The 19,747-nt window shown below is 63.2% G+C and carries 17 protein-coding genes, 2 pseudogenes and 1 other annotated feature; of the genes and pseudogenes, 4 read left to right on the top strand and 15 right to left on the bottom strand.

The features are described 5' to 3' along the window. Positions 1–255 (bottom strand): annotated as a pseudogene (locus AC5Y49_RS23350) (tyrosine-type recombinase/integrase); the annotation flags it as partial. A gap of 163 nt (positions 256–418) precedes the next feature. Here AC5Y49_RS23350 and AC5Y49_RS23345 point away from each other — a divergent pair. Continuing rightward, complete coding sequence (locus AC5Y49_RS23345) at positions 419–1,642, top strand: ISL3 family transposase (RefSeq protein ID WP_499891764.1); 1,224 nt, start codon at positions 419–421, stop codon at positions 1,640–1,642. Here the strand turns inward: AC5Y49_RS23345 and AC5Y49_RS23340 are convergent. The 8 genes and pseudogenes from AC5Y49_RS23340 to AC5Y49_RS23305 all read right to left on the bottom strand — a co-directional run bounded on the left by AC5Y49_RS23340 (position 1,594) and on the right by AC5Y49_RS23305 (position 9,827). Next, positions 1,594–1,914, bottom strand: a complete 321-nt coding sequence (locus AC5Y49_RS23340; protein WP_499891763.1) for a site-specific integrase — start codon at positions 1,912–1,914, stop codon at positions 1,594–1,596. The genes AC5Y49_RS23345 and AC5Y49_RS23340 overlap by 49 nt on opposite strands. 99 nt (positions 1,915–2,013) lie before the next feature. Continuing rightward, positions 2,014–2,799, bottom strand: a complete 786-nt coding sequence (locus AC5Y49_RS23335; protein WP_499891762.1) for a transposase — start codon at positions 2,797–2,799, stop codon at positions 2,014–2,016. A 167-nt stretch (positions 2,800–2,966) separates the two neighbouring features. Further along, a pseudogene (locus tag AC5Y49_RS23330) lies at positions 2,967–3,481 on the bottom strand (transposase); the annotation flags it as partial. Continuing rightward, positions 3,051–3,182, bottom strand: a sequence feature (AL1L pseudoknot). Its footprint overlaps the pseudogene before it by 132 nt. Positions 3,482–3,816: 335 nt before the next feature. Continuing rightward, a complete protein-coding gene (locus AC5Y49_RS23325; protein WP_499891761.1) occupies positions 3,817–5,412 on the bottom strand; it encodes an IS1182 family transposase in 1,596 nt (531 codons plus the stop codon). A gap of 437 nt (positions 5,413–5,849) precedes the next feature. Further along, positions 5,850–7,334: an adenylate/guanylate cyclase domain-containing protein gene (locus AC5Y49_RS23320; protein ID WP_499891760.1), complete on the bottom strand. Its 1,485-nt coding sequence runs from the start codon at positions 7,332–7,334 to the stop codon at positions 5,850–5,852. Positions 7,335–7,381: 47 nt separating this feature from the next. After that, a complete protein-coding gene (locus AC5Y49_RS23315) occupies positions 7,382–7,915 on the bottom strand; it encodes a twin-arginine translocation pathway signal (RefSeq protein WP_499891765.1) in 534 nt (177 codons plus the stop codon). Between the two features lie 71 nt (positions 7,916–7,986). Next, the gene (locus AC5Y49_RS23310; protein ID WP_499891759.1) at positions 7,987–8,805 is read right to left on the bottom strand and encodes an Rv1363c family protein; all 819 of its coding nucleotides are present in this window, start codon (positions 8,803–8,805) and stop codon (positions 7,987–7,989) included. Positions 8,806–9,422: 617 nt separating this feature from the next. Beyond that, positions 9,423–9,827, bottom strand: a complete 405-nt coding sequence (locus tag AC5Y49_RS23305; RefSeq protein WP_499891758.1) for a hypothetical protein — start codon at positions 9,825–9,827, stop codon at positions 9,423–9,425. A 290-nt stretch (positions 9,828–10,117) separates the two neighbouring features. Here AC5Y49_RS23305 and AC5Y49_RS23300 point away from each other — a divergent pair, with 290 nt between their 5' ends. The 3 genes from AC5Y49_RS23300 (at position 10,118) to AC5Y49_RS23290 (ending at position 11,968) form a co-directional block, all read left to right on the top strand. Further along, positions 10,118–10,741 carry an Rv1363c family protein gene (locus AC5Y49_RS23300; RefSeq protein WP_499891757.1) on the top strand — a complete coding sequence of 208 codons (624 nt, stop codon included), beginning with the start codon at positions 10,118–10,120 and terminating at the stop codon, positions 10,739–10,741. A gap of 128 nt (positions 10,742–10,869) precedes the next feature. Further along, positions 10,870–11,322 (top strand): twin-arginine translocation pathway signal, encoded by a 453-nt coding sequence (locus AC5Y49_RS23295; protein ID WP_499891756.1) that lies wholly within the window; start codon positions 10,870–10,872, stop codon positions 11,320–11,322. Positions 11,323–11,452: 130 nt separating this feature from the next. Further along, entirely contained in the window at positions 11,453–11,968 is a 516-nt protein-coding gene (locus AC5Y49_RS23290) for an Rv2253/PknI dimerization domain-containing protein (RefSeq protein ID WP_499891755.1), read from the top strand. A gap of 65 nt (positions 11,969–12,033) precedes the next feature. Here the strand turns inward: AC5Y49_RS23290 and AC5Y49_RS23285 are convergent, their stop codons facing one another. Genes AC5Y49_RS23285 through AC5Y49_RS23260 form a run of 6 tightly spaced genes read right to left on the bottom strand, consistent with a single transcriptional unit; the run spans position 12,034 to position 19,744 of the window. Beyond that, on the bottom strand, positions 12,034–13,677 hold the full coding sequence (locus AC5Y49_RS23285) for an MCE family protein (RefSeq protein ID WP_499891754.1): 1,644 nt from the start codon (positions 13,675–13,677) through the stop codon (positions 12,034–12,036). Beyond that, on the bottom strand, positions 13,677–14,999 hold the full coding sequence (locus tag AC5Y49_RS23280; RefSeq protein ID WP_499891753.1) for an MCE family protein: 1,323 nt from the start codon (positions 14,997–14,999) through the stop codon (positions 13,677–13,679). The genes AC5Y49_RS23285 and AC5Y49_RS23280 overlap by 1 nt, the downstream gene beginning before the upstream one ends. Next, positions 14,996–16,414 (bottom strand): MCE family protein, encoded by a 1,419-nt coding sequence (locus tag AC5Y49_RS23275; protein ID WP_499891752.1) that lies wholly within the window; start codon positions 16,412–16,414, stop codon positions 14,996–14,998. Before AC5Y49_RS23275 ends, AC5Y49_RS23280 begins: the two co-directional genes overlap by 4 nt. Next, positions 16,411–17,493: an MCE family protein gene (locus AC5Y49_RS23270; protein ID WP_499891750.1), complete on the bottom strand. Its 1,083-nt coding sequence runs from the start codon at positions 17,491–17,493 to the stop codon at positions 16,411–16,413. The genes AC5Y49_RS23275 and AC5Y49_RS23270 overlap by 4 nt, the downstream gene beginning before the upstream one ends. Beyond that, on the bottom strand, positions 17,490–18,542 hold the full coding sequence (locus AC5Y49_RS23265; protein WP_499891748.1) for an MCE family protein: 1,053 nt from the start codon (positions 18,540–18,542) through the stop codon (positions 17,490–17,492). The genes AC5Y49_RS23270 and AC5Y49_RS23265 overlap by 4 nt, the downstream gene beginning before the upstream one ends. Next, on the bottom strand, positions 18,539–19,744 hold the full coding sequence (locus tag AC5Y49_RS23260; RefSeq protein WP_499891746.1) for an MCE family protein: 1,206 nt from the start codon (positions 19,742–19,744) through the stop codon (positions 18,539–18,541). The genes AC5Y49_RS23265 and AC5Y49_RS23260 overlap by 4 nt, the downstream gene beginning before the upstream one ends. Positions 19,745–19,747: the final 3 nt, after the last annotated feature.

Below are 19,747 nucleotides of genomic sequence, written 5' to 3'. Positions count from 1 at the left end.
CGTCAACCCCCGCGGCAATCGACGCGGCCCGCGGACCCGCAACGTTGACCGCGACTTCGGCTTGGCCACATGCGCCAGTATCCCGGAACGCTCACCACGCGAACGCATTCGGGCCGCGCGCCCTCCGCGAACAGGATTAGGCGCGTGCGGGTCACGCATCTCCCGGAACGCGTACAAGCTCGAGATTGCCGCCAACCGCCGATTGATCGTCGCCGGCGCATACCCCAGATTGCGGCCGTCGCGGATCGAATACACGTGGCGCTCCACGTGTTTTCGTGGGCGCCTTTCTGCTGTTCAGCGGTGGATTTTGTTGCGGTAGACCATGCTTGGCGTGTCGCGGGTGAAATGAGCGACGCGCACGTGGCGTGGCTCTAGGTTTCGGGGTTACCACACCAACCTCAACCCGGAGGACGACCGCGTGCGCGTCTCTACTGCATTTAACCGCCTGCTGCAGATTGCCGGTGCATCGGTCACTGACGTGTCGATCGGTGATCACGACGTCGAAGTGACGATGCGGCCTCGTGCCCGATTGTTGCGCTGCCCATGCGGGACGCGAGTAAACGCGGTCTATGACCGGCGGCGGCGCCGCTGGCGCCACTTGGACCTGGGCCGATGCCGGCTATGGCTGGTCTATGAGATCCGCCGACTGGACTGCCCGCACTGCGGGATCCGCACCGAAGAACTGCCCTGGGCTCGTCCGGGTGCGCGTCACACCCGCGACTTCGAAGACATGGTGCTGTGGCTGGCCCAGCGCACCGATCGCACCTCAGTGGCCACCCTGATGCGCTGCTCCTGGGAAACTGTCACAGCGATCATCACCCGCGGGGTCACCGAACTGCTCGATGCCCGCCGCCTGCAGACCCTGTATCGCATTGGCGTCGACGAGGTCTGCTACCGACACCCACACCGATACCTGACCATCATCGGCGATCATGACACCGGCACCGTGGTCGATATCCAACCCGGCCGAAGCGAACAGTCGTTGGCCAATTTCTATCAATCCCAACCGCAGTCGCAGCTCACCCACATCGAGGCAGTCAGCATGGACGTCTCGGCTGCCTTCACCCGAGCTACCCGAACCCACCTCCCACACGCCACGATCTGCTTTGACCCGTTCCACATCACCCGATGGGTTAACCGAGCACTCGATGCGGTGTATGCCCAAGCCGCCACCGGACCCGGGCGCCGCGCCATGACATCTGCACAATGGCGCACCACCCGCTGGGCACTGCGCACCGCAGAAAACAACCTCACCGACGACAAACGCGCACTGGTTAACCAGATCGCCCGCACCGAACGCCACATCGGACGCGCCTGGACACTCAAAGAACAGCTGCGTGATCTCTACAGGACCACCCACCCACCCGGCGGCGCCGCCACGCACCTACGCCGATGGATCACCGCCGCCAAACGCAGTCGGATCCCGGCGTTCGTCGCCTTAGCCAAACGCTTCGAGGTCTACTTCACCGCCATCATCGCCGCCGTCGAACTCGGGCTGTCCAACGGTCTTCTCGAAGGCATCAACGCCAAGATCCGGCTCATCAACGCCCGCGGCTACGGCCACCACTCCGCGCAAACACTGAGCTCAATGATCTACCTCTGCCTGGGCGGACTACAGCCCAAACTTCCCACGAGAACGTGAGGAGTCGCATACACGTTGCCACCCGGCCGACCCGGCAACGTCGCCTCCCGACACGCGGTCAAAAACCGCAGCAGCACATCGACATTCACGTCCACCAGTGCCAAATCCTCGTCACCAAGCCATCGTGCGAACGCCAGCAGGTCATAGGCGTAGGCCCGGCAGGTCCGCGGCGAGAAGTTCCGGTCGGCCAGATATCCGAGGAACTCGTTCACCAATCCGAACCCTTCAGCAGCGGTGCCGCACAACTGCCAGACGCCGTCATCGACAGCCACCGACAGCTCCCTCGCCATGAGATGTAGATATCTCATCTCAATCCACTACGGTCAAGAACCGCATGAAAACGGCGTGTCGCAGCCGATCCGATATCGCTATTAGCCGGTTAAGAGGGCGCTGCGCACCCGCGTGGGGTCCACGGCGAACCCCCGAGCCTGGGCGTACTCGCGGAACGCATCGTTGAGGCGGGATTCGGTCGCGTGCGCGGTGGTGACGATGGCTTTCATATTGTCGGGGATCACCACCGCAAACACCCCACCGAAGAACACCCACGCGGCCTCGAACCCGGCGATCACATCCTGCAGTGTCTGGCGGTAGGTGGGCCAGACGAACATGTGCCGCGAGTACACCGCGGTGAAGATCAACCCGTGCACCACCCGGCGCCGGCCATTGGCGGCATCGGTGAGCAAGCCGAGACGTCCGAAGTCGACCTGCACCTCCGCGCCGGGTTCGCAGTCAGCCACCGGCACCGTGGCTTGACGGCGCCCGAAGTCCAATTCGGCTGTGGCGTAACGGTTCAGCGTTCGATACGACACCACCACACCCCGACGCCCCAACAACGTGTGGACCTTGGTCAGCGTCAACCCGCCCTTGAGCCACTGACGAATCTGGTCATGCTCAGCGGCGATCGTCTCCCACGCCAGGCTCTTGCCGGCAGGCCGGCTCGGGCGGACCTCGGCGATCACCGCCGCGAGCAGATCATCGGTGAGCTGGCCGTCTCCACCGTCACGGTCCAGCCCACACACCCGCGCACGGTCGACATACCGCCGCACCGTTTTACGGTCGCTGCCCGATAGCCGGGCCACCTCCCGCAACCCCAACCCCTGCAGCCATAGCCGCAGCATTTCCACGATCTCGATCACAGATACCTCCCGGTAGCTCATTGGGCCAATACAGCGGCCCAACAACCGGAAGAACCCACGCCACGCCAGGGTGGTCCCATAACTGGCAAACCCGCCAGCCAGGTGGTCCCATCAATGGCAAACAGGTGGTCCCATGCTCATGGCAAAACCAGCTCTGAAGTGGTCCCATTCACCTGGCAGCCGACACAGAGCTGGCGCAGCGCCGGCCCAAGCTCGGCGTCACGCTGGGCTCGTGCCGACGGAGCCCGGGTCTTGGTGTCGTAGTAGGTGCTCGGGGCCACCGACACCCCTGCGGTGTGCAGGACGGTGCAGATGGGCTCGACCCCGAACTCCTCGCGGTGGGTGTCGATAAAGTCGACTATTTCTTGTGTTGGCGGTCGAGCTCCGCCCCGAAGAAACTCGCCGCTCGCTTCAGAATCTCGTTGGCGCGCTTGAGTTCTCGGTTTTCCTGCTCAAGCTCTTTGATCCGGGCCGACTCCGCGGTGGAAACCCCAGGGGCGTACCCGTCGTCGATATCGGCCTGGCGCACCCAGGAGCGCACCGACTCCACGCCGTAGCCGAGCTGGCGCGCCACCCGTGACACCGTTCCCTGCTCGGTGCCCAGCTCGGCCCGCAGGGCACGGACCATCCGCGCTGCTGCGGCCTTCTCCTCCGGGCTGTATCGACGCGCCGTGGGCTTCCCCGGCAACTGTTCCTTCGGCATCCCTGCATCCTCGTTTCCAAGGTCAGGAGTCTCCGGGATTCCCAGGGCGATTCAACTGCTCGATTCCCATGCCGCTGTTGTCAATACGTCCAGCGCGTCGCACAAGCTGCTGCGCAGGGTCAACGTGATCGACTCGAAAACACGCAGCGCTTCCGGACTAGGGGGCCGCTGAACAAGGCAATTTCTGGGACTGGCCCCTGGCAGGGTCGGGCGCGGGAAGTGGCGTGCGGTCGGCCTGTGAGGGCTGATCGCAGCGGTGCGGGCCTGTCCGGACCCGTGACAGGGGCTTTGGGTGGCCCGTGCGGGTGCCGGTGGGGGCCCGGTGGGGTGTGTTTTCAAGCAGTCTGGGGTGCTAGCGCCCAGAGTCCCGCGGTGCGGGTGAGGCCGCGCCCGAGCAGGTTACGTAGGTTGAGCCCCGCGGTGCGGCGGGTCAGCCAGGCGTGGTTCTTGGCGGTGCCGCGGTAACGCAGTTTGAGGCGGCGCCCGCCACGGCTGGCGATCTGAGAGACGACGCGTTCCACGTTGGGCCGGTTCTTGCGGTAGTCCTCCCGCAATTGCGGGTCGGTGGCCCAGTCCCGGCGGGCGGTGCGCAGCATGTCATCTCGTTGGTGCAGAACGATTTTGCGACCCGTCTTGGAAGTAGTGCACTGCGCAAGCAGAGGGCAGGTGCGGCATAGCGCACCGAAGCTCACTCGCCGGCCCGCGCTGATCGGGCGGGTGTGCCCGGCCGGGCAACTCACTGTGGCGGCCTGCTCATCGACGGCAAAGTCGTCGACGGTGAACCCGCCCTCCACAGGCGCCTGCAGAGGTTTGGGTTTGATCACTGCGGCGTGGCCGGCAGCGTCGATAGCGCCACGCAAATTGCCTGTGCCGTAAGCAGAATCGCCATACCACTCCCGCCCACCACCACTGGTAGTGGTGTCAGCGGCGAGGAACTGCTCGGCCACCGCGGCATCGGAGTTCTCGGTCCCGGCAGCCTTGGTCAGTGCCTCGTCGGTGATGATCCCGGTCTCGGGTTCGGCCACCACGTGCGCCCGGTACCCGTCGCGGCGGGCTTCGGGTGACTTGCGGGTGTGGCGGGCTTCGGTGTCGACTTGCGAGATCACCCGGTCGGGGGCCACCTTACGGGCGATGCGCCACCGCCCGTCGGTGCCATCAGAACCGGGTGCCGGTTCGACATCTTGGCCGGCGACCAACGCCAACATCGCCAACGCCGCAGCCACCCCCTCGTCGGTCGCCACGTCCTCATCAAGGCCTGCGAGAGCCTCCAACAGCGCGTTCGCATCGTTGACCAGCGCCGACACCAACGCATCCTTGGCGCCGGGCTCGTCCCAGTCGATCACCGGCTTACCGGGGCGGCTGTAGTCATGCCCGGTGCACACCGCCGTGGTCGCCTCAGCGGCACCGGGCACCACCCGCCCGACGCGGCGGATCGCCGAAATTAACTGGGTGATGGTGTCCTGGGTAGCGACCGCATCAGCCAAAATCGTGGAATCCACCGCCCGCTTACCGCGGCCACGCACCACCCCGGTCTCGGCAACCACCCGGCGCACCGCCTCGTTGATCCGATGTGGCCGGTCCGATTTCGCCAACCGCTTACGCCAATACACCAGCGTGGACGGATCGAAACCCTTGTCGTCCAACGCCATCCCCGTCGCGACTTTCCACCGCAGGTCGCAGCGGGCCGCTTCAGCGGTCTCCCGATCCGAGAGATCATGCAAAGTCTGCAGCACCAGAATCGAGGCCATCACCGACGCCGGGATCGACGGCCGCCCCTTCCCCGACGGGAACAAGTCCTCGAAGTCATCGTCGCTGAACAGATCCAGGCGATGATCAGCCAGGAACGCGAACATGCTGCCCTCAGCGACCAGATGACCCACCAGAGCCTGGGCATCCAGCAATTCCCGATCCGGCCGCTCCACACCCTGCATCAACCTATTATCCCAGCTCAACGCATATCTCACCGAAGACACGCCGATTATTCAGCGGCCTCCTAGCAAAGCTTACGCTCTCAGCAACCTCGAAATTGTTTTGTTCGCCATGGAATTACACCGGCGCTACCACACCGCTGGGGTTTCGGCTGCCGCATTCGATCCAGGCTATGTCGACACCACTTCGAGCCCGCGTCGGGTTCACGGTTCATTGCTATCATGCGCCGTACACCAGTGCGGTACCCAACAGCGAGCGCGGAGCAGGCCGCCGAACAACTCATATGGCTAACCTCGGGCACTCCAGATACCGACTGGATATCAGGCGAGTACTACTCGCGGCACAAGATTGCGAAAGCGAATCGCCGTGCATACGACCCCGTCCTGGCCCGTGAGTTGTGGGACCGCAGCCTGGCCATTCACAATCCCCTGACCGACGCCTAATCCATCGGCGTCGAGATCTGGGTCGGTTCGGAGCGGCCGCGCAACACGGTGGAATCGTGTGAGATCCAGTGCTTGCGCTCGGTCTCGTCGGCACGCACGATGGCCGCATTCGAGCACAGCACGCGTTGTTCGCAGGTTTTAGCGAGATCGGCCAACCGTGCGGCTTCGTTGACCGGGTCGCCGATCACCGTGTATTCATAACGGTTCTCGGCACCGATATTGCCCGCGAACACTGGACCCGCCGATACGCCGATACCAAAGTCCATCACCGGCAGCCGGTGCAGCCGGGGGCCCAACACACGCGCGGTTGCCAATGCCGCCGAGGCCGCTTCGTGGGTCGGCAACGGCACGCCGAAAACGGCGAGTGCCGCGTCGCCCTGGAACTTGTTGATCAGGCCGTGGTTTTCGTCGACGGCGACGACGACGATGCGAAAAAAGTCGTTAAGCACCCGGACGACCTCGTCCGGCGGCCGACTGGCCGCCAGCTGGGTGGAGCCCACCAGGTCGACGAACAAGATTGCCGCCTCCCTTACGTCACCAGACAGCGATGCGCCCTCTTGAAGGGCACGACGAGCGACATCGGCGCCGACGTGCCGGCCGAATAGGTCACGCAGCCGGTCGCGTTCGCTGAGTCCGGCGACCATCCGGTTGAATCCGCTTTGTAGGCGCCCGATTTCGGAACGTTCGTAGACGTCGACGAATGTGCCGATCCGGCCATGCTCGATTTCTGCCATCGCGTCGACGACCTCGCGCAGCGGATCCGAGATGGACCGCGCTACCAGAATCGTGCCGCGCAGGCCCAGCATGACTGCCACCAGCGCCAGCACCATCACAGCGATTGCCACCGATGCGGTCTTGGGGATGATCCAGCCGTTCGACCGAAGGAAAACCAGAGCAGCAATGGCCAGGCTGGGCAGTGCGCTGGCCAGCAGCCACATGCTGATCAGTCGCGCCATCACACCCGGCGCGGTCACGAAGCCCTCGAAACCCCCTGTCGCGGCAGCGATGAGCGGACGAACCGTTCGTTGGCTGAGCAGAACGGCGGTACCGGTCGCAGCGGCGCCGCCGAACAGAACGGCCAAGCCGGTCGACACGGCGACGGTGAGTCCACCGTCCAAGTCGAGCAGGACAGAGATAGCGCCGCTGACAACCCAGCTGCTCGCCAGAACTATCGACTGGTTACGGAAGATGTTCATCGCCGCGCGACGTTGGTTCGGGTCCGGTTCGTGCCCGGAATCAAACCAGCGCAGTGACGGAGCGATCACCATAACACCGCCGATCAGCACGCCAAGGGTGCCCGCCGCGACCACCACCACCGCCGTGACGACGTACTTCCCGCTGAAATGTTCACGGGCGTGACCGGCCAGCGCGACGACAATGACCAAGACCTCGGCGACGCTGAGCAGATGCGCAAACGCTAGGCTGGCTGCATAGCGGATCGAGGACCTAACGATGGTGCTTCGCGGCGCGAGCCTGCTCACACCGTGACGGTACCGGAGCATGGCGAGCCAGCCACCTCACCGTGGTCTTAAACAGGATCAAACGACGAAATGAGCCACTGGCCATGAGCTTTCGTCAAAGTAACCAGAACACTGCTCGTGGTCAATGTCGGTTGCGGCCGATCCGGGCTCACCGTGCTTTGATTGACGAACACCAGCACTACGGCCGAGTCCGGATGCAACTCCGACACTGCCGCACGCAGCACCACCGCAGTCGTCTTCAAGGATTTCTGCTTAGCGGCCGGCGCGACGATCCGCTGGCTGAACTGGTTGTAGTAGGACAAGAAGTCGCCGGTCAAATGGGACTTGGCAGAAGAAAAGTCGCGGTCGAGAGTGTCTGAAGAATACGACAGGATGGCGACCGTTCCCTCAGTAGCCGCCGAGACTGCGGACTTAGCGGCCGCGGCGTCGGTGGCACGGTCCGGCAGGTACTGGAAGTAGATCAGTCCAGCCGCGAACCCCACGGAAGCCACGACCAACAACGCCGAAAGTGCAGGGAATAATTTGCCCGAGAAGCGCCGCTTGATATGACCAGCGAAGCGCTGCAGCCGCCCGGGGTTCACGCCTTCGTCGCCAGCATGTCCCAACGGGTCGGCTTCTGATCGCTCCTCGACCAGCAACCCTTCCGGGGAGGTCACGGCACAAACTCGACTTTCGACATCTTGATCTGATCACCGGCCTGGGTGACTGTGACGATCAGCCTGAAGCTGCGCGGATCCTGCTTGGCGCCAGCCGCATTGGTAACTTCCGAAGTGGACGCGACGAGCACCACCGCGGAGTCGTTTGTCATCGAGTCCAAGTCTACTGCGGCGGCCTTAACGGTGCCCTGCTCGACCACCTTCGATTCCACCACCACCTTGACGAAATCGTCAGCCATCTTCTGGAAATCGTCCTTGAACGCGCCAGTGGAATGGTCGACGATCCGCTGCACACCCTCCTTGGCGTTGTTAAAGTCCAGCGAGGTCAGGGTCACGACGCCTTGCCGCGCTGCGACCGCGAACTCGGCCGCGCGCCGATGCTGCCGAGAGGCATCACGATGCTCCAGAACCATATACACGCTGGCCGCCAGCGCGCCGACGCTAACGACCATCGCGGCACTTGCGGCAATAGTGGATAGTCTGGGACGGCGACGCCAAGGTCGATACCATGCCGGCTTGGATGCCGCAGCTTCGGCGACAGCAACGGCGGTGTCATCGTCCGACTCGCTCTCGGGCTGGGCCTCTGCGACCTCGCACTCGGCGAGCTCTGCTGCAAGCGGCTCATCCTCTTCCGCGGCCTTGATTTTCGCGGCCTCGATGAGTTCGGCCTCGCGGCGCAATTGAATGGCCCGAGCACGGGCATGCGCTGCGGCTGCAAGAGCTTCAGCCTCTGCGGCCTCTGCTTCGGCCTGATCGGCCATCGCCCGCCACTCAGCTGCAGTGCTCGGCATTGTGTCCTCGTTCACCGGATCCATTTTCTTGTCGGCAGCATCGTGTGGTCTCGATGTCCGCGGTCACCTCACCACCTGAAACTCAGCTACCGCGTGCCGCAACCGCAGCTTGCGGTGCTGTACCCCGGCATCGACCGGACGCGAGTCGATGGCCCCGAGCCTCGGTAACAGCCGGTCCGGCGGCGCCAGCATACTAGAAGCGGCTGATAGCCAAGGCGATGATGTCGAACGGTTTCCTGCCCTTGCCAGCCACCGGCACTCAGCTTCGCGAGCCGCTGGGCTCGCTGGCAGCTTCGTTGTACGGTCGGCATGCGATGCTCCTTAAGCGTCCGCCAACTTCCCGAGAATCACGTTATCACCTTCCGCATTGGATACCACCAGAAAGGCATCCTGTCTTTCACCGAAAAATACCCTTTAAGCTGCGGAAATGTTACTTTCATTATAAGCAAGTCTTCAACTGGGCTCCCGCAAGATGTGGCATGCTGATCCAGGATCAAGACGCTCCCGCCGTATCCGCCGCTCGAAGCTGGTTCGCCCATGATGGCATGCATGAGAAACCGGCGCGCGGTGTTCGGCGACCGGCTCGGGGCCGCTGGCCGGGCAAAATGAGGCGTCGATGTCGCCGCGGAAGGAACGGCTTTTTAAGTGTCGCCGCGCACCCAACGGCTGCGACCGTTTTGCACCACACAGGTGAGGAACAGACCGTCCGGCGCCTGTGCGACGTAGTATTCCGGCCACTTCGTGCAGTCGGAGTTCTCATCCTTGACTCCAGCCATCGGTGGCGACCGGAACCATCTGGGCTCGAACCTCCTCGGTGACCCGCAGAACATCAGCCGTCCCGGCTCTGTGGCGAACGAGACGTAGTAGTCCGCTGTCCCGAACACGTAGTAGGTAGTGTTGTCACAGGCCGCTCCGAGGACGACGTGCGGGGCGATGCCTGGTGTGCAACCCGGGTAGTCGCACACCGTCGGCCCGGCGGCGGAGGGCGGCGCCATCAACGCAGCACCGACCAGCAACGCGGTAACCAGCGTTGCGAAAAACCGCATTCAACTACTCTGGCACAGCTGAAAAGATACTTCTCCCATTTGGAGAAGATGTTTGGAAGCGGGGCCTGGCCAGGGCGCCCCAGGACCGGCTGGGCAATGATAATGTGGCTCTCCACAGATGTGGACAGGAGGTGAGCATGGCGTCACCGGAGCGTCCACCTGCGGCGCTCGACGCCCACTGTGGTGACGACAACGCTTCAGTCGCCGAAGCGATGGCAGAGGCAGTCCGGGCGGAAGCCCGAGCCGCAGCTGCCCGCGCCCGTGCTAGCCGGCTGAGCCGGAAGGCGGCGGTGACTCAAAGCAAGCAGTGCGACATGATTGGTGAGCCACCCGCGGAGGATATCGGTGGCGCTGCAGTCGTAGACAGCTCGAGTCCGGCCGAACCGCCATCGGCAAGCTCGGACCGACTGTCGCGGCGGTGGTTGCGTCGCCCGGGACAAAAAACGCTGGCCGTCGGCGCCGCGGTCGTACTCATATGTAGCTCGCTGGTAGTCAGCGGCTATGTCGTGCAGTACCACCGCAGCGGTGCAGCTCAACGGCAGCGCACCGAAGAATTTGCCGTAGCTGCCCGGCAGGGTGTCATTGCACTGATGTCGATCGATGCCAACAGGGCCAGGGACGATTTGCAGCGCATCATCGACAACGCTACGGGCCCGTTCAAGAGCGGGGTCCTGATGAGTGCAGAAGAGCTCGTCAAGACAGTCCAGCAGTCGAGGGTCAGCACGAAGGTTGATGTGAAAGCCGTTGCTGTCGAGTCGATGACCGCCGACTCGGCCGTGGTCCTTATCGCGGCAAAAGCTCAGGTCGTCGATCCCGACAATAGCAAACCGCCACCACGGTCGTGGCGAGTGATCATGACCGTCCAGCGCGAAGGTGGTCAGCTCAAAGTGTCGAAAGCCGACCTCTTGCCATGACAGTCGACGTTTCGAACATCGGAAACGAGGCGGCGCGGTCCGACTCCGAAACTGCACGTCGCCGCCGGATCAGCGCAGCAGGACCGTGGATCCGTCGCCACCTCACCAGGTGGCGTCCAATTGCCTTGATGCTGGTACTGATCTCGACAACAGGGTTCGCCGCCGGCTTGTTTTTCTTTGACTACCGCCCAGACCAACAAACCGACGCGGCGGCACGCGAGGTGATCAGGGCAGCCTCAGAGGGTGCGATCGCGCTCCTGTCGTATTCGCCCGACAGCCTGAGCCGCGATTTCGAAAACGCAAAGCCGCGTCTCACCGAGGATTATCAGTCCTACTACAATCAATTCACCACAAAAATAGTGGCGCCGGCGACCCAGCGGGGGCAGATCACCACGACCGCCCGCGTAATTCGGGCCGCTGTGTCGGAGCTCCACCCGGATTCAGCCGTCGTGCTGATGTTCATCGAACAAAAAATGTCAAGCAAAGAAAAGCCCGACCCGCTCAAAACCACCAACAGCGTTCGGGTAACGCTGATAAAAATCAAAGGTTCCTGGCTCATTGACAAGTTCGACAGCTTATGAAATCCGCTTCGGCTCAATGCCTCGAACCTGCGCACGACCGTCGGGACGGTGCTAGTGTCTCACCTGAGATTTCGCGACGGAGACCGCACCGTAGGATGACCGGAAACTGAAGCGCGTCGAGGAGCACATGATGTGTTCAACGGGCACACTCACAAGCGCAACACTCTTGACTGCGTTAGTGATTGGCGGTTCGGTAATCGCGCCATCGGCCGGCGCGTCCAACGAGGAAATTGCCATCAATGGGACCTACCGTGCCACGTCCGTCGGTCTGTGGGCCAAGACCAACCAAGCGTTTCACGACGAGCCGACAGTGACGTCCACCTGGACTATCACCTCGACGTGCACAGATGTTATGGAGTGCACCGGCCAGGTGACGAGCGACCAGGGCTGGAGCGCACGACTTTATATGCTTGACGGGGAGATGTGGTGGGTCAAACGTGAGCTGCCCAACTGGGAGACGTGCCCGGACGGCACCTCATTCCCGGGGCAGCAGACTTACTCGTTCTATCCGGTGGATTCGAACGGCGGTTTCGAGCTTGGGTCGCCAACGCTGGCCGGTAAGGATAAGACGATCGGCGAAAGCGGCGCATGCCGCATCAACAAGTGGTTGGTAATCGAGATGCCGTTCCGGCTCGACAAGCTCTGACGTAGCCAGGTCCTTCCAAGTACGCCGGACAGGAGCTCATCACCGCTGGCGTGGACCTACCGGCCTCACGTGGGAAGCATGTCCTCCCACTTTTTCGGCGCCGAGGACTTGACGAGGTCTGACTGCCGATATGTCTGCCCGTCCGGGCCGACGTATCGACCGGTACGCGGATCGTATTGGGCCACGGCCACCGATGGATGGGATTCAGACACGTTGCCGCTGAACGAACTTGGAGCCGCATGCGGCCCCTCGCTTCCGGTTCCCGTCGGCGGCGCCGCATCTGGGACGTCTTTGGGCGCTATCGGCGGGAAATCAGCGGACTGAGGCGACATGTTGACAGGCGGCGGTAGTACTCCCGGCGGCGTTGGTGGTGTTCCCCGCGGCCCAGGCGATCCCGGGGGCAGCGGCGTTCCCTCCACCGGTCCGAAAATCCGGTCGCGGAAGAAGTTGACCCGGTCATCGGGCGGGATGCCTTGTGCGAGGAGACTCGGATCCAACGGGTAGGTGCCGAAAGCGTGCTGCCGCATGGCCAGTGGCTCATACGGCTTATCGCTGTCGCAGATTTCGACCGTCGGCGCCCGCTTTCCGGGGTGTTCTATGCAGGGATAGTTGCGGGCACCGCGAACGGCGACCGGTGAATCCTGCGGCAGTTTGCAGTACAGCCCGTCCGGGGTGTCGACCACGGTGAGGTCGGCCGGGGAACGCCATTGGCTGGGCGGCAGGAACCCGACCGTGCATGCCGGCGGATCATCGGTGATAACAGCGAAATCGCCCTTGGCGTACCCCTCCGGGGCCTTGTTGGCGGTGAACGATTGAATCGCCGCGACGAAGGGTGGTAGCAGAACCAGTATTTGCTCAAGCGAAGCATGGTATGTCACGAGGATCTGGCCGAGGGTGGTGAGGTTGGCAAGCAGCACCGGCAACGTCGGTTTGACTTGCTCGAGCAGCCGGGACGCCTCGTTCGCGGCCCCGGGCCCGGTTTCCAGCAGGCTGCGCACCTGTCGGTCGTTGGTCACCACCTGCCCCGTGAATCCGGCCAGGCTGCGTGCCCACAGCCGAATGGCGTCAGTGGTCTGCGCTTGCGAGTCGAGAAGCGGCCCGGTGTCCTCGGTAAGGGTTCGAGTGCGATCGGCTACGCCGTTGAGGTCGCCGGTGATTCGTGCCGACGAGTCCATCAAGGATTGGAAATCGTAGCCGGCCCCGTTGAATGCCGTGGACGACTCGTCGAGCAGTGCACCGAGCTTGCCCTTGGGGATGCTGTTGATCAAGGCGCTGGACTTGTCGAGCAGGGGTCCGACCGGTTGCGGAATCGTGGTGTCGTCCACGGCGATGACTGAGCCGTTCTGCAGGTAGGGTGGCGAGGCGGTTCGCGGCCGCAAATCCACGTACTGCTCGCCCACCGCGGAAACGCTGCGCACTTCCGCTTGCAGATCCGCCGGGATCTTCGGCGCGGAGCTTAGGGACAGGGTCGCTTTCGCGCCGTTCGACGTCAATGCCACCGCGGTGACTTTGCCGACCTGCACCCCGCGGTAGGTCACGTTGCTGAACCGGTACAACCCGCCGGAGGCGGGCAGCTCAAGCGTAACTGTCATCCGCCCGATACCAAGCAGGGTCGGTGCTTGCAGGTAGGTCAAGACCATCACGATCACACCGATGGTTCCGACGATCGTGAAAACCGCCAATTGGATACGGACGAAACGGGTCAGCATCAGCCACTCCCGTCCGTCGTTGGACCGGGTTGCGGCCCGGGTATGCCGGGTGGCCCGCCGGGCCCCGGCGGCAGCGGCGGCACCGGTCGTTGCGGTATCGGTGGAGGCAACGGTGCGCCCGGCGGCGGTAGCGGGAACGGTACACCGTATGACGGCTGGGGCCCCGCCGTGGGTTTTAGCGGAGAACCGACCGGCGGCGGCACCGGTCCGGGCACGCCCGGATGCAGCGGATCGGGCGTGTATTGGTACTGCAGATAAAACGGGTCTCCCGGCGCGGGTACCTCCTCCGCGCCCAACCGTCCCCAGTGGGTGCCCAGCAACAAGCTCTTCCGCAGCTTGGCGTTCGTGAAATCGATAACGGCCAATAAGTTGATGTAGTCACCCCTGATGGCGCGGTCGACGAAGTTCTGTGAGTACGGGAAAATCGTCGCGTACCCGATAGCCGCGTCCAGATCCGGACCGACATCCGCGAGCGCGCGAATCGCCGGTTCGAGATTCTGCAGGTTCTTCACAAGATCGCTCCCGGCGTCGTTGACCAGCCGGGTGGCAGTGTCACTGAACACGCGCAGCTTGTCCAGTGCGGTAATGATGCGCGGCCGCTCGCTGATCAGCACATCGAGCGCGGGGGGTATCGTGCGCAGTGCCTGTGTGATGACGTCGCGTTGTCCGGCCAAGGTGCCGGCCAGCCGGTTCAACGCTTGTATTGACGCGACGAGGTTGTCGCGCTGCCGGTCGAATGTGCCCGCGAACTTGTCGAGCCGAACCAGCAGATCACGAACAGCGCTTGCGCGCCCCGACAAGGCTGCGTTGAAGTTGTGGATGATGTCACTGATCTGCCCTAGGCCGCCGGAGTTGATGACAACCGACAGCGACGAAAGCGTCTGTTCGGTCGACGGATACGTCGACGAGCGGTTCAGCGGGATGGTCGCGCCCGGTTGTAGCCGTCCGCGACCCTGCTGGCCGGGCGGCGGAGTGAGTTCCAGGTGCTGGGATCCCAGCAGGCTGGTCTGACCGACGTTGGCCACCGCGTTGGCGGGAACAACCACATCGCGTTTGACCGAAACCTCGACGTCGGCGTGCCACGCTCGCACCGCCATCTTGGTGATGCTGCCGACGATGACGTCGTCGATCATCACCGGCGAGTTCGACTCCAAGGTTCCAACGTTCGCGATTTCGATGTGGTAGATGTCGGCGCCCGGCCCCCGTCCGACGGCACCCGGCAGCGGCAGCGAGTTCAGGCCGTTGAACGTGCATCCTGTCACTGCCAGCATGACGCAGGAGCAGATAACGAGCACTTGCCGTGTCAGCAGCCGGGCGGTCATGGTTGTGGCCCTTCTGCTGGGAGCAGGCCCGGCAGGTTCGGCGGCGCCGGAGGCGGCGGGGGCGGCGATTCACCAGGCCTCGTCGGCGCTGGTGGCTGCGGCATTGCCGCTCCCGGGATCCGCGCCGGCGGCGGTGGCGGCGGAGGTGCCTCGGGCATATCACCGGGCAGCCCGGTATACGCGGATACCGCCGGTGGCAGCTCGGGCGGCCCGGGCTTCGGGCCCTCACCGCCGGGAGCCAGACGCGCCTCGGTGTAGACGACGTTCTGTGGATCAGCCGACGCTGCCAGGATTGGGTTGAGCGGAATCGGCAGATAATTGAAGTTGAACAGCAGTAACGGGTTGACCACCCGCAGGCCCGGGCCGAGAAACTGAGCACACAGCTTCCCCGATTCGGCAGCGGTGACATTCCCGATGGCTTCGATTGACGAGCAGTAGAGGTTTATGGGATTAGCTAAATTCGAAAGGGTGAACCCGCCGCGGATACTTCCCGTGTCGGGTTCGTAGTCGTTGTAGCCGTTCGCGATCGCGTTCGGGGTGACGTGCAAGACGTTTTTAAGCGCCATTTTGTTATCGACAAGGATCTGGGTGAGGTCGGCCAGCCGCGCAATCTGTTCGGAGGTCTGGTCACGGGTTCCCGCGATGAACCGCTGCACCTCGGGAAGCGCCGACGACAGATTCGTCAGTGCCGCATCCAAATCGGATCTGCTGTCGTCGAGCACGCTGCTCAGCGTGGCCAACCGGTTGTTGAACTGCACGATTTGCTCGTTGCTGTCGCGAAGCGCGGTGACGAAGGTCTGCAGATTCTTGATGATGTCGACAATGTTTCCGCTGTGATCGGCCAGGATCCGCCCAACCCCGGACAGTTGAGCCAGCGTCTGCCGCAGCTTGTCACCGTTACCGCCCAGCGCGTTCGCGGCACTGTCGATGAAGCGCCCGACCGAGCTGCTCGATACCTGGGTGTTAGGCCCCAAATCGGTTGCCAGTCGCATTAATTGGTCTTTCACCTCGTCCCACTCGACCGGTACCGCCGTCCGTTCGACCGGTATCACGGCGCCGTCACGCATGATGGGACCGCTCGACTGGTACGCGGGAGTGAGTTGGACATAGCGGGCAGCAACCAGGTTCTGAGCGACGATCACGGCTTCGGCATCCGCGGGAATGGGCACCCCGTGGTCGACGTGCATAATCATCTCGGCCCGGGTGCCGTCCGGATGGATGGCGGTGATGCTGCCGACCTTGATGCCGGAGACCCGCACCTCATCGCCCGGGTAGATCGCGGTGGTTGTGGTGAAGTATGCCGTGATCGTCTTCGGACGGAAAAACGTATTGCGTATCGCCACTCCCGCGCCGACAACGATGAGCGCCGCCAATACGACAGTCAGTGCGACCTTAAGCCTGTTGCGCGAGATCATCGCGACCCTCCCGGGATGCCGTTGTACGGCCAGGGGAACAGCGCCCGCGGCCCGGCAGTGTCCGGTGGATACCCAGGTGTGCCGTAGGCCTTGAATCCCCAGAAATAGTCGAAGAACGGCTGGAAGAGCTCGAATTGCAATAAGTTGGGGACGAAAGCTGTGTAGTAGAACCCCTCGGACACCGTTTCGGCCTGGGTGAGCTGATACTTCGCTAACCCTGGTAACGCCTTGGTGAGATTGTCGTGGTTCTTCTCCAGCACTGCGGTCACTGCATTCAGCTTTTGCAGCGTCGGTGCCAGCTTCTGTTCGTTGTCGTGTACAACTCCGGACAGTTGCTCGGCGACCGCGGAGGTATTGGCCAGCAGTTGCGCGATCTCTTGGCGCCGTGCCACCAGCACTTCGAGCAGGTCGTTGGAGTTAAGGATGAGCGTGTTGACCTGTTCGCTGCGTTCCGACAGGATGCCGGTGATATCGCCGGCTCCCTTGAGGAGCTCTCCCAGTGCCTTGTTGCGGCTGTTCAGGGCCTGCGATAACCGGGTCAACCCGTCGAATGCCGGTCCCAATTGCGGGGCGATCTGGTCCAGCGTGGCCGACAACGTGTCTAGCGATTGATTGAGCGTTGCGGTATCCGTTCCGGCGATGTTGGTGGTGAGGTCGCCGAGGGCTTCGCTGAGAGAGTAAGGCGAGGACGTACGCGAAACCGGGATGACATCCATCGGGTGCAGCCTGCCGCTGCCCGCCGACTCCACAATGAGCATCCGCTGGCCCAGCAGTGAACCGGTCCTGATGTGGGCGGTGCTCTGCGCGCCCAGTGGAATATTTCCCTTGAGCGTGAAGGTCACCAACGCATCGCCGTTATGTAGCGACACGTTCGATACGCTGCCGACCTTCATACCCGATATCGTCACGTCGTTACCGACGGCCAGGCCGCCCGCTTCGGAAAACAGCGCCTGGTACCTGACCGCCGTGGCCCGCTGGACCAACTGGTCGGGGGACAGTCCCACGGCGATGACCAGCACGACCAGGACAACGCCGATGAATCCGGCGCGGATGAGGCCGGCTCCGCGGTACTTGTTCATCGGTTGGCGCGCACCTCCTCTTCCGTGGGCTCCGCGCACCTTCCGGCTTCTTGTTTGAATATGGGAACTACAACGGTCCGATACTGCAGATCCGAGACACGCATACTCAGTTCACAGATGTAATAGGGGATCCAGCTGCCTGATGCGCCGAGCCGCATCAGCTTGCGGTAATTTGCGGGTGCCCTTTGCAGCGCAACGTCGAGCCGATCCTTGTCCTGATCGAGCAGCGGAGCCAACCGGTTCAGCTGGTCCACCGTGCCGGCCAGCGGCCGCCGCGCATCGGCCAGCAGATCGGCCAGCGAGGCGGTTCCCTTGTCTAGGGAATCGATCGCCGCGCCGAGCGTGTTGCGGTCTTGCGAAAAACCGGAGACCAGCCGCTGGAGGCGATCCAGTGCGCCGGAGAACTTGCCGCCGTCTTTGGCCAACGTATCGACCACCGTATTGAAGTTGTCGATCAGTTGCTGCACAGTTTGGTTGTTGTTGGCCAAGGCGGTCGAGAAAGACGACGTCTTCGACAGCAGCGACTGCAGGGTGCCTCCCTCGCCCTGAAAGATCTGGATTAGTGAGGCCGTGAGCGCATTGACGTCTTGCGGCTTCAAGCCCGCAATAACGGGTTTTAAGCCACCGAGCAGCAGGTCGAGGTCCAGAGCCGGCGCGGTCCGGTCGACTGGAATTTGTGCCCCTGCCGGCAGTACCCTGGTCGAACCGGGGCTTTCGACGAGCTCGAGATAACGATCACCGACCAAGTTGAGATAGCGAACGACAGCCCGGGTCCCGGCGGTCAGCACAACGCTGCGGTCGGCGTCGAACGTCACCTCCACTTTCTTGTCTGGGCGCAACGCGACGCCCTTCACCGTGCCCACGCGAATACCCGCCACCCGCACGGTCTGTCCCGCCTTCAGGCGCGACACATCGTCGAAGACCGCAGAATACCCGGATGTCTTGCCGGTCCGGTACTGGCCGAAGACGAAGAACAACGCCACCGTCAACAGCACCATCACGACCGCGAAGGCCGCGAACTTGACAATCGTCGCACGCGAGCCGGTCATCCGGGTTGCCCGCCCGGCGACGGCGGCCCTATCTGCATAGAGTTGCGCGGCGGCCCATCCAGCGGCCCATACAGCAGCTGCTTGAGCGCATCGGAGTTCAGCAGAAGCTGCTGGTTACCGTACTGCCATGGGTTGGCGCCGATGTCGGCAACCACGAACGGTGGTGCCACATCGACCGGCACGTTGGGGAGGTCGTGGCACTGTGGGCCGCCTGTCGCCGCCACCTTCGGCAGGTGACTTGGATACCTATAACGTTCGGCGCCGAACTCGAGACCGACCAATACGGTCGCACCGGGATCCGGTGCCGCCGGGCCATGCAGATTTACAGCCATTCCGCCAAGCGCGCACCACAGCGCTTGGTGATAGGCGTTGAGCAGGTCGGTGGTCGGTACGGCTAAATGCAGGACATCGGTCAACGCCTGCCGGTTGCCACCCAGCACCTCGTTGCCGACATCAGCCAAACCGATTGTGCTGATCAGAAGTGCATCCAGGTTCTGCCGCTCGTCGACGATCGTCTGACTGATCCGGGTCGCATTTTCTGCCGTCTTGACCAGGTCGGGCGCCGCGTCGGCGTATGCGTTCGCTACCTCGGGCAAAACCGCGAGATCGTGGCCCAAGGCCGGAAGACTCGGATCCTGCTTGGCCAGAAAGGCATCCAGGTCCGACAGCATCTGCCCGATGCTGTGACCCCGGCCGTTGACCGCCAACGCGATCGCTCCGAGGGTCTCGTTAAGTTTGGTTGGTTCAATTTTGGACAGCACCGACGTCAATTCCTGGAATACCGTATTGATTTCCACGGTGACGTGCTTGCCGTCGAGCGTCTGGCCGGCGTGCAATCGTTGCGCCGAGGGCTCGGCGGGCGGAACCAATTCGACGAACTTGGCGCCAAACACCGTCGTCGATGCGATGTCGACGAGCACATTGGCAGGAATGAGGTGTAGTTGGGACGGATCCATCGCGAGGTTGAGAACCGCTTGGCCATTCGGCCGCGACTCGATCGAGGCGACCTTACCGACCTGTACGCCGCGCATCTTCACCTTGGCGTCGGGATTCATCACCAGGCCGGCGCGCGGCGAGAGCACTGTGACCGGGACGGTTCCAGTAAAGCTACCCCGGAACAAACCCACAGCCACGGCGACGATCCCGGCAACGACGGCGACACTTACCAGACCCGTCAGTGCGCGTATCCCAGCGTGCGACATTGT

This window comes from Mycobacterium sp. NGS62 (assembly GCF_059812285.1).
This window is presented reverse-complemented; position numbering and strand designations above follow the sequence as displayed.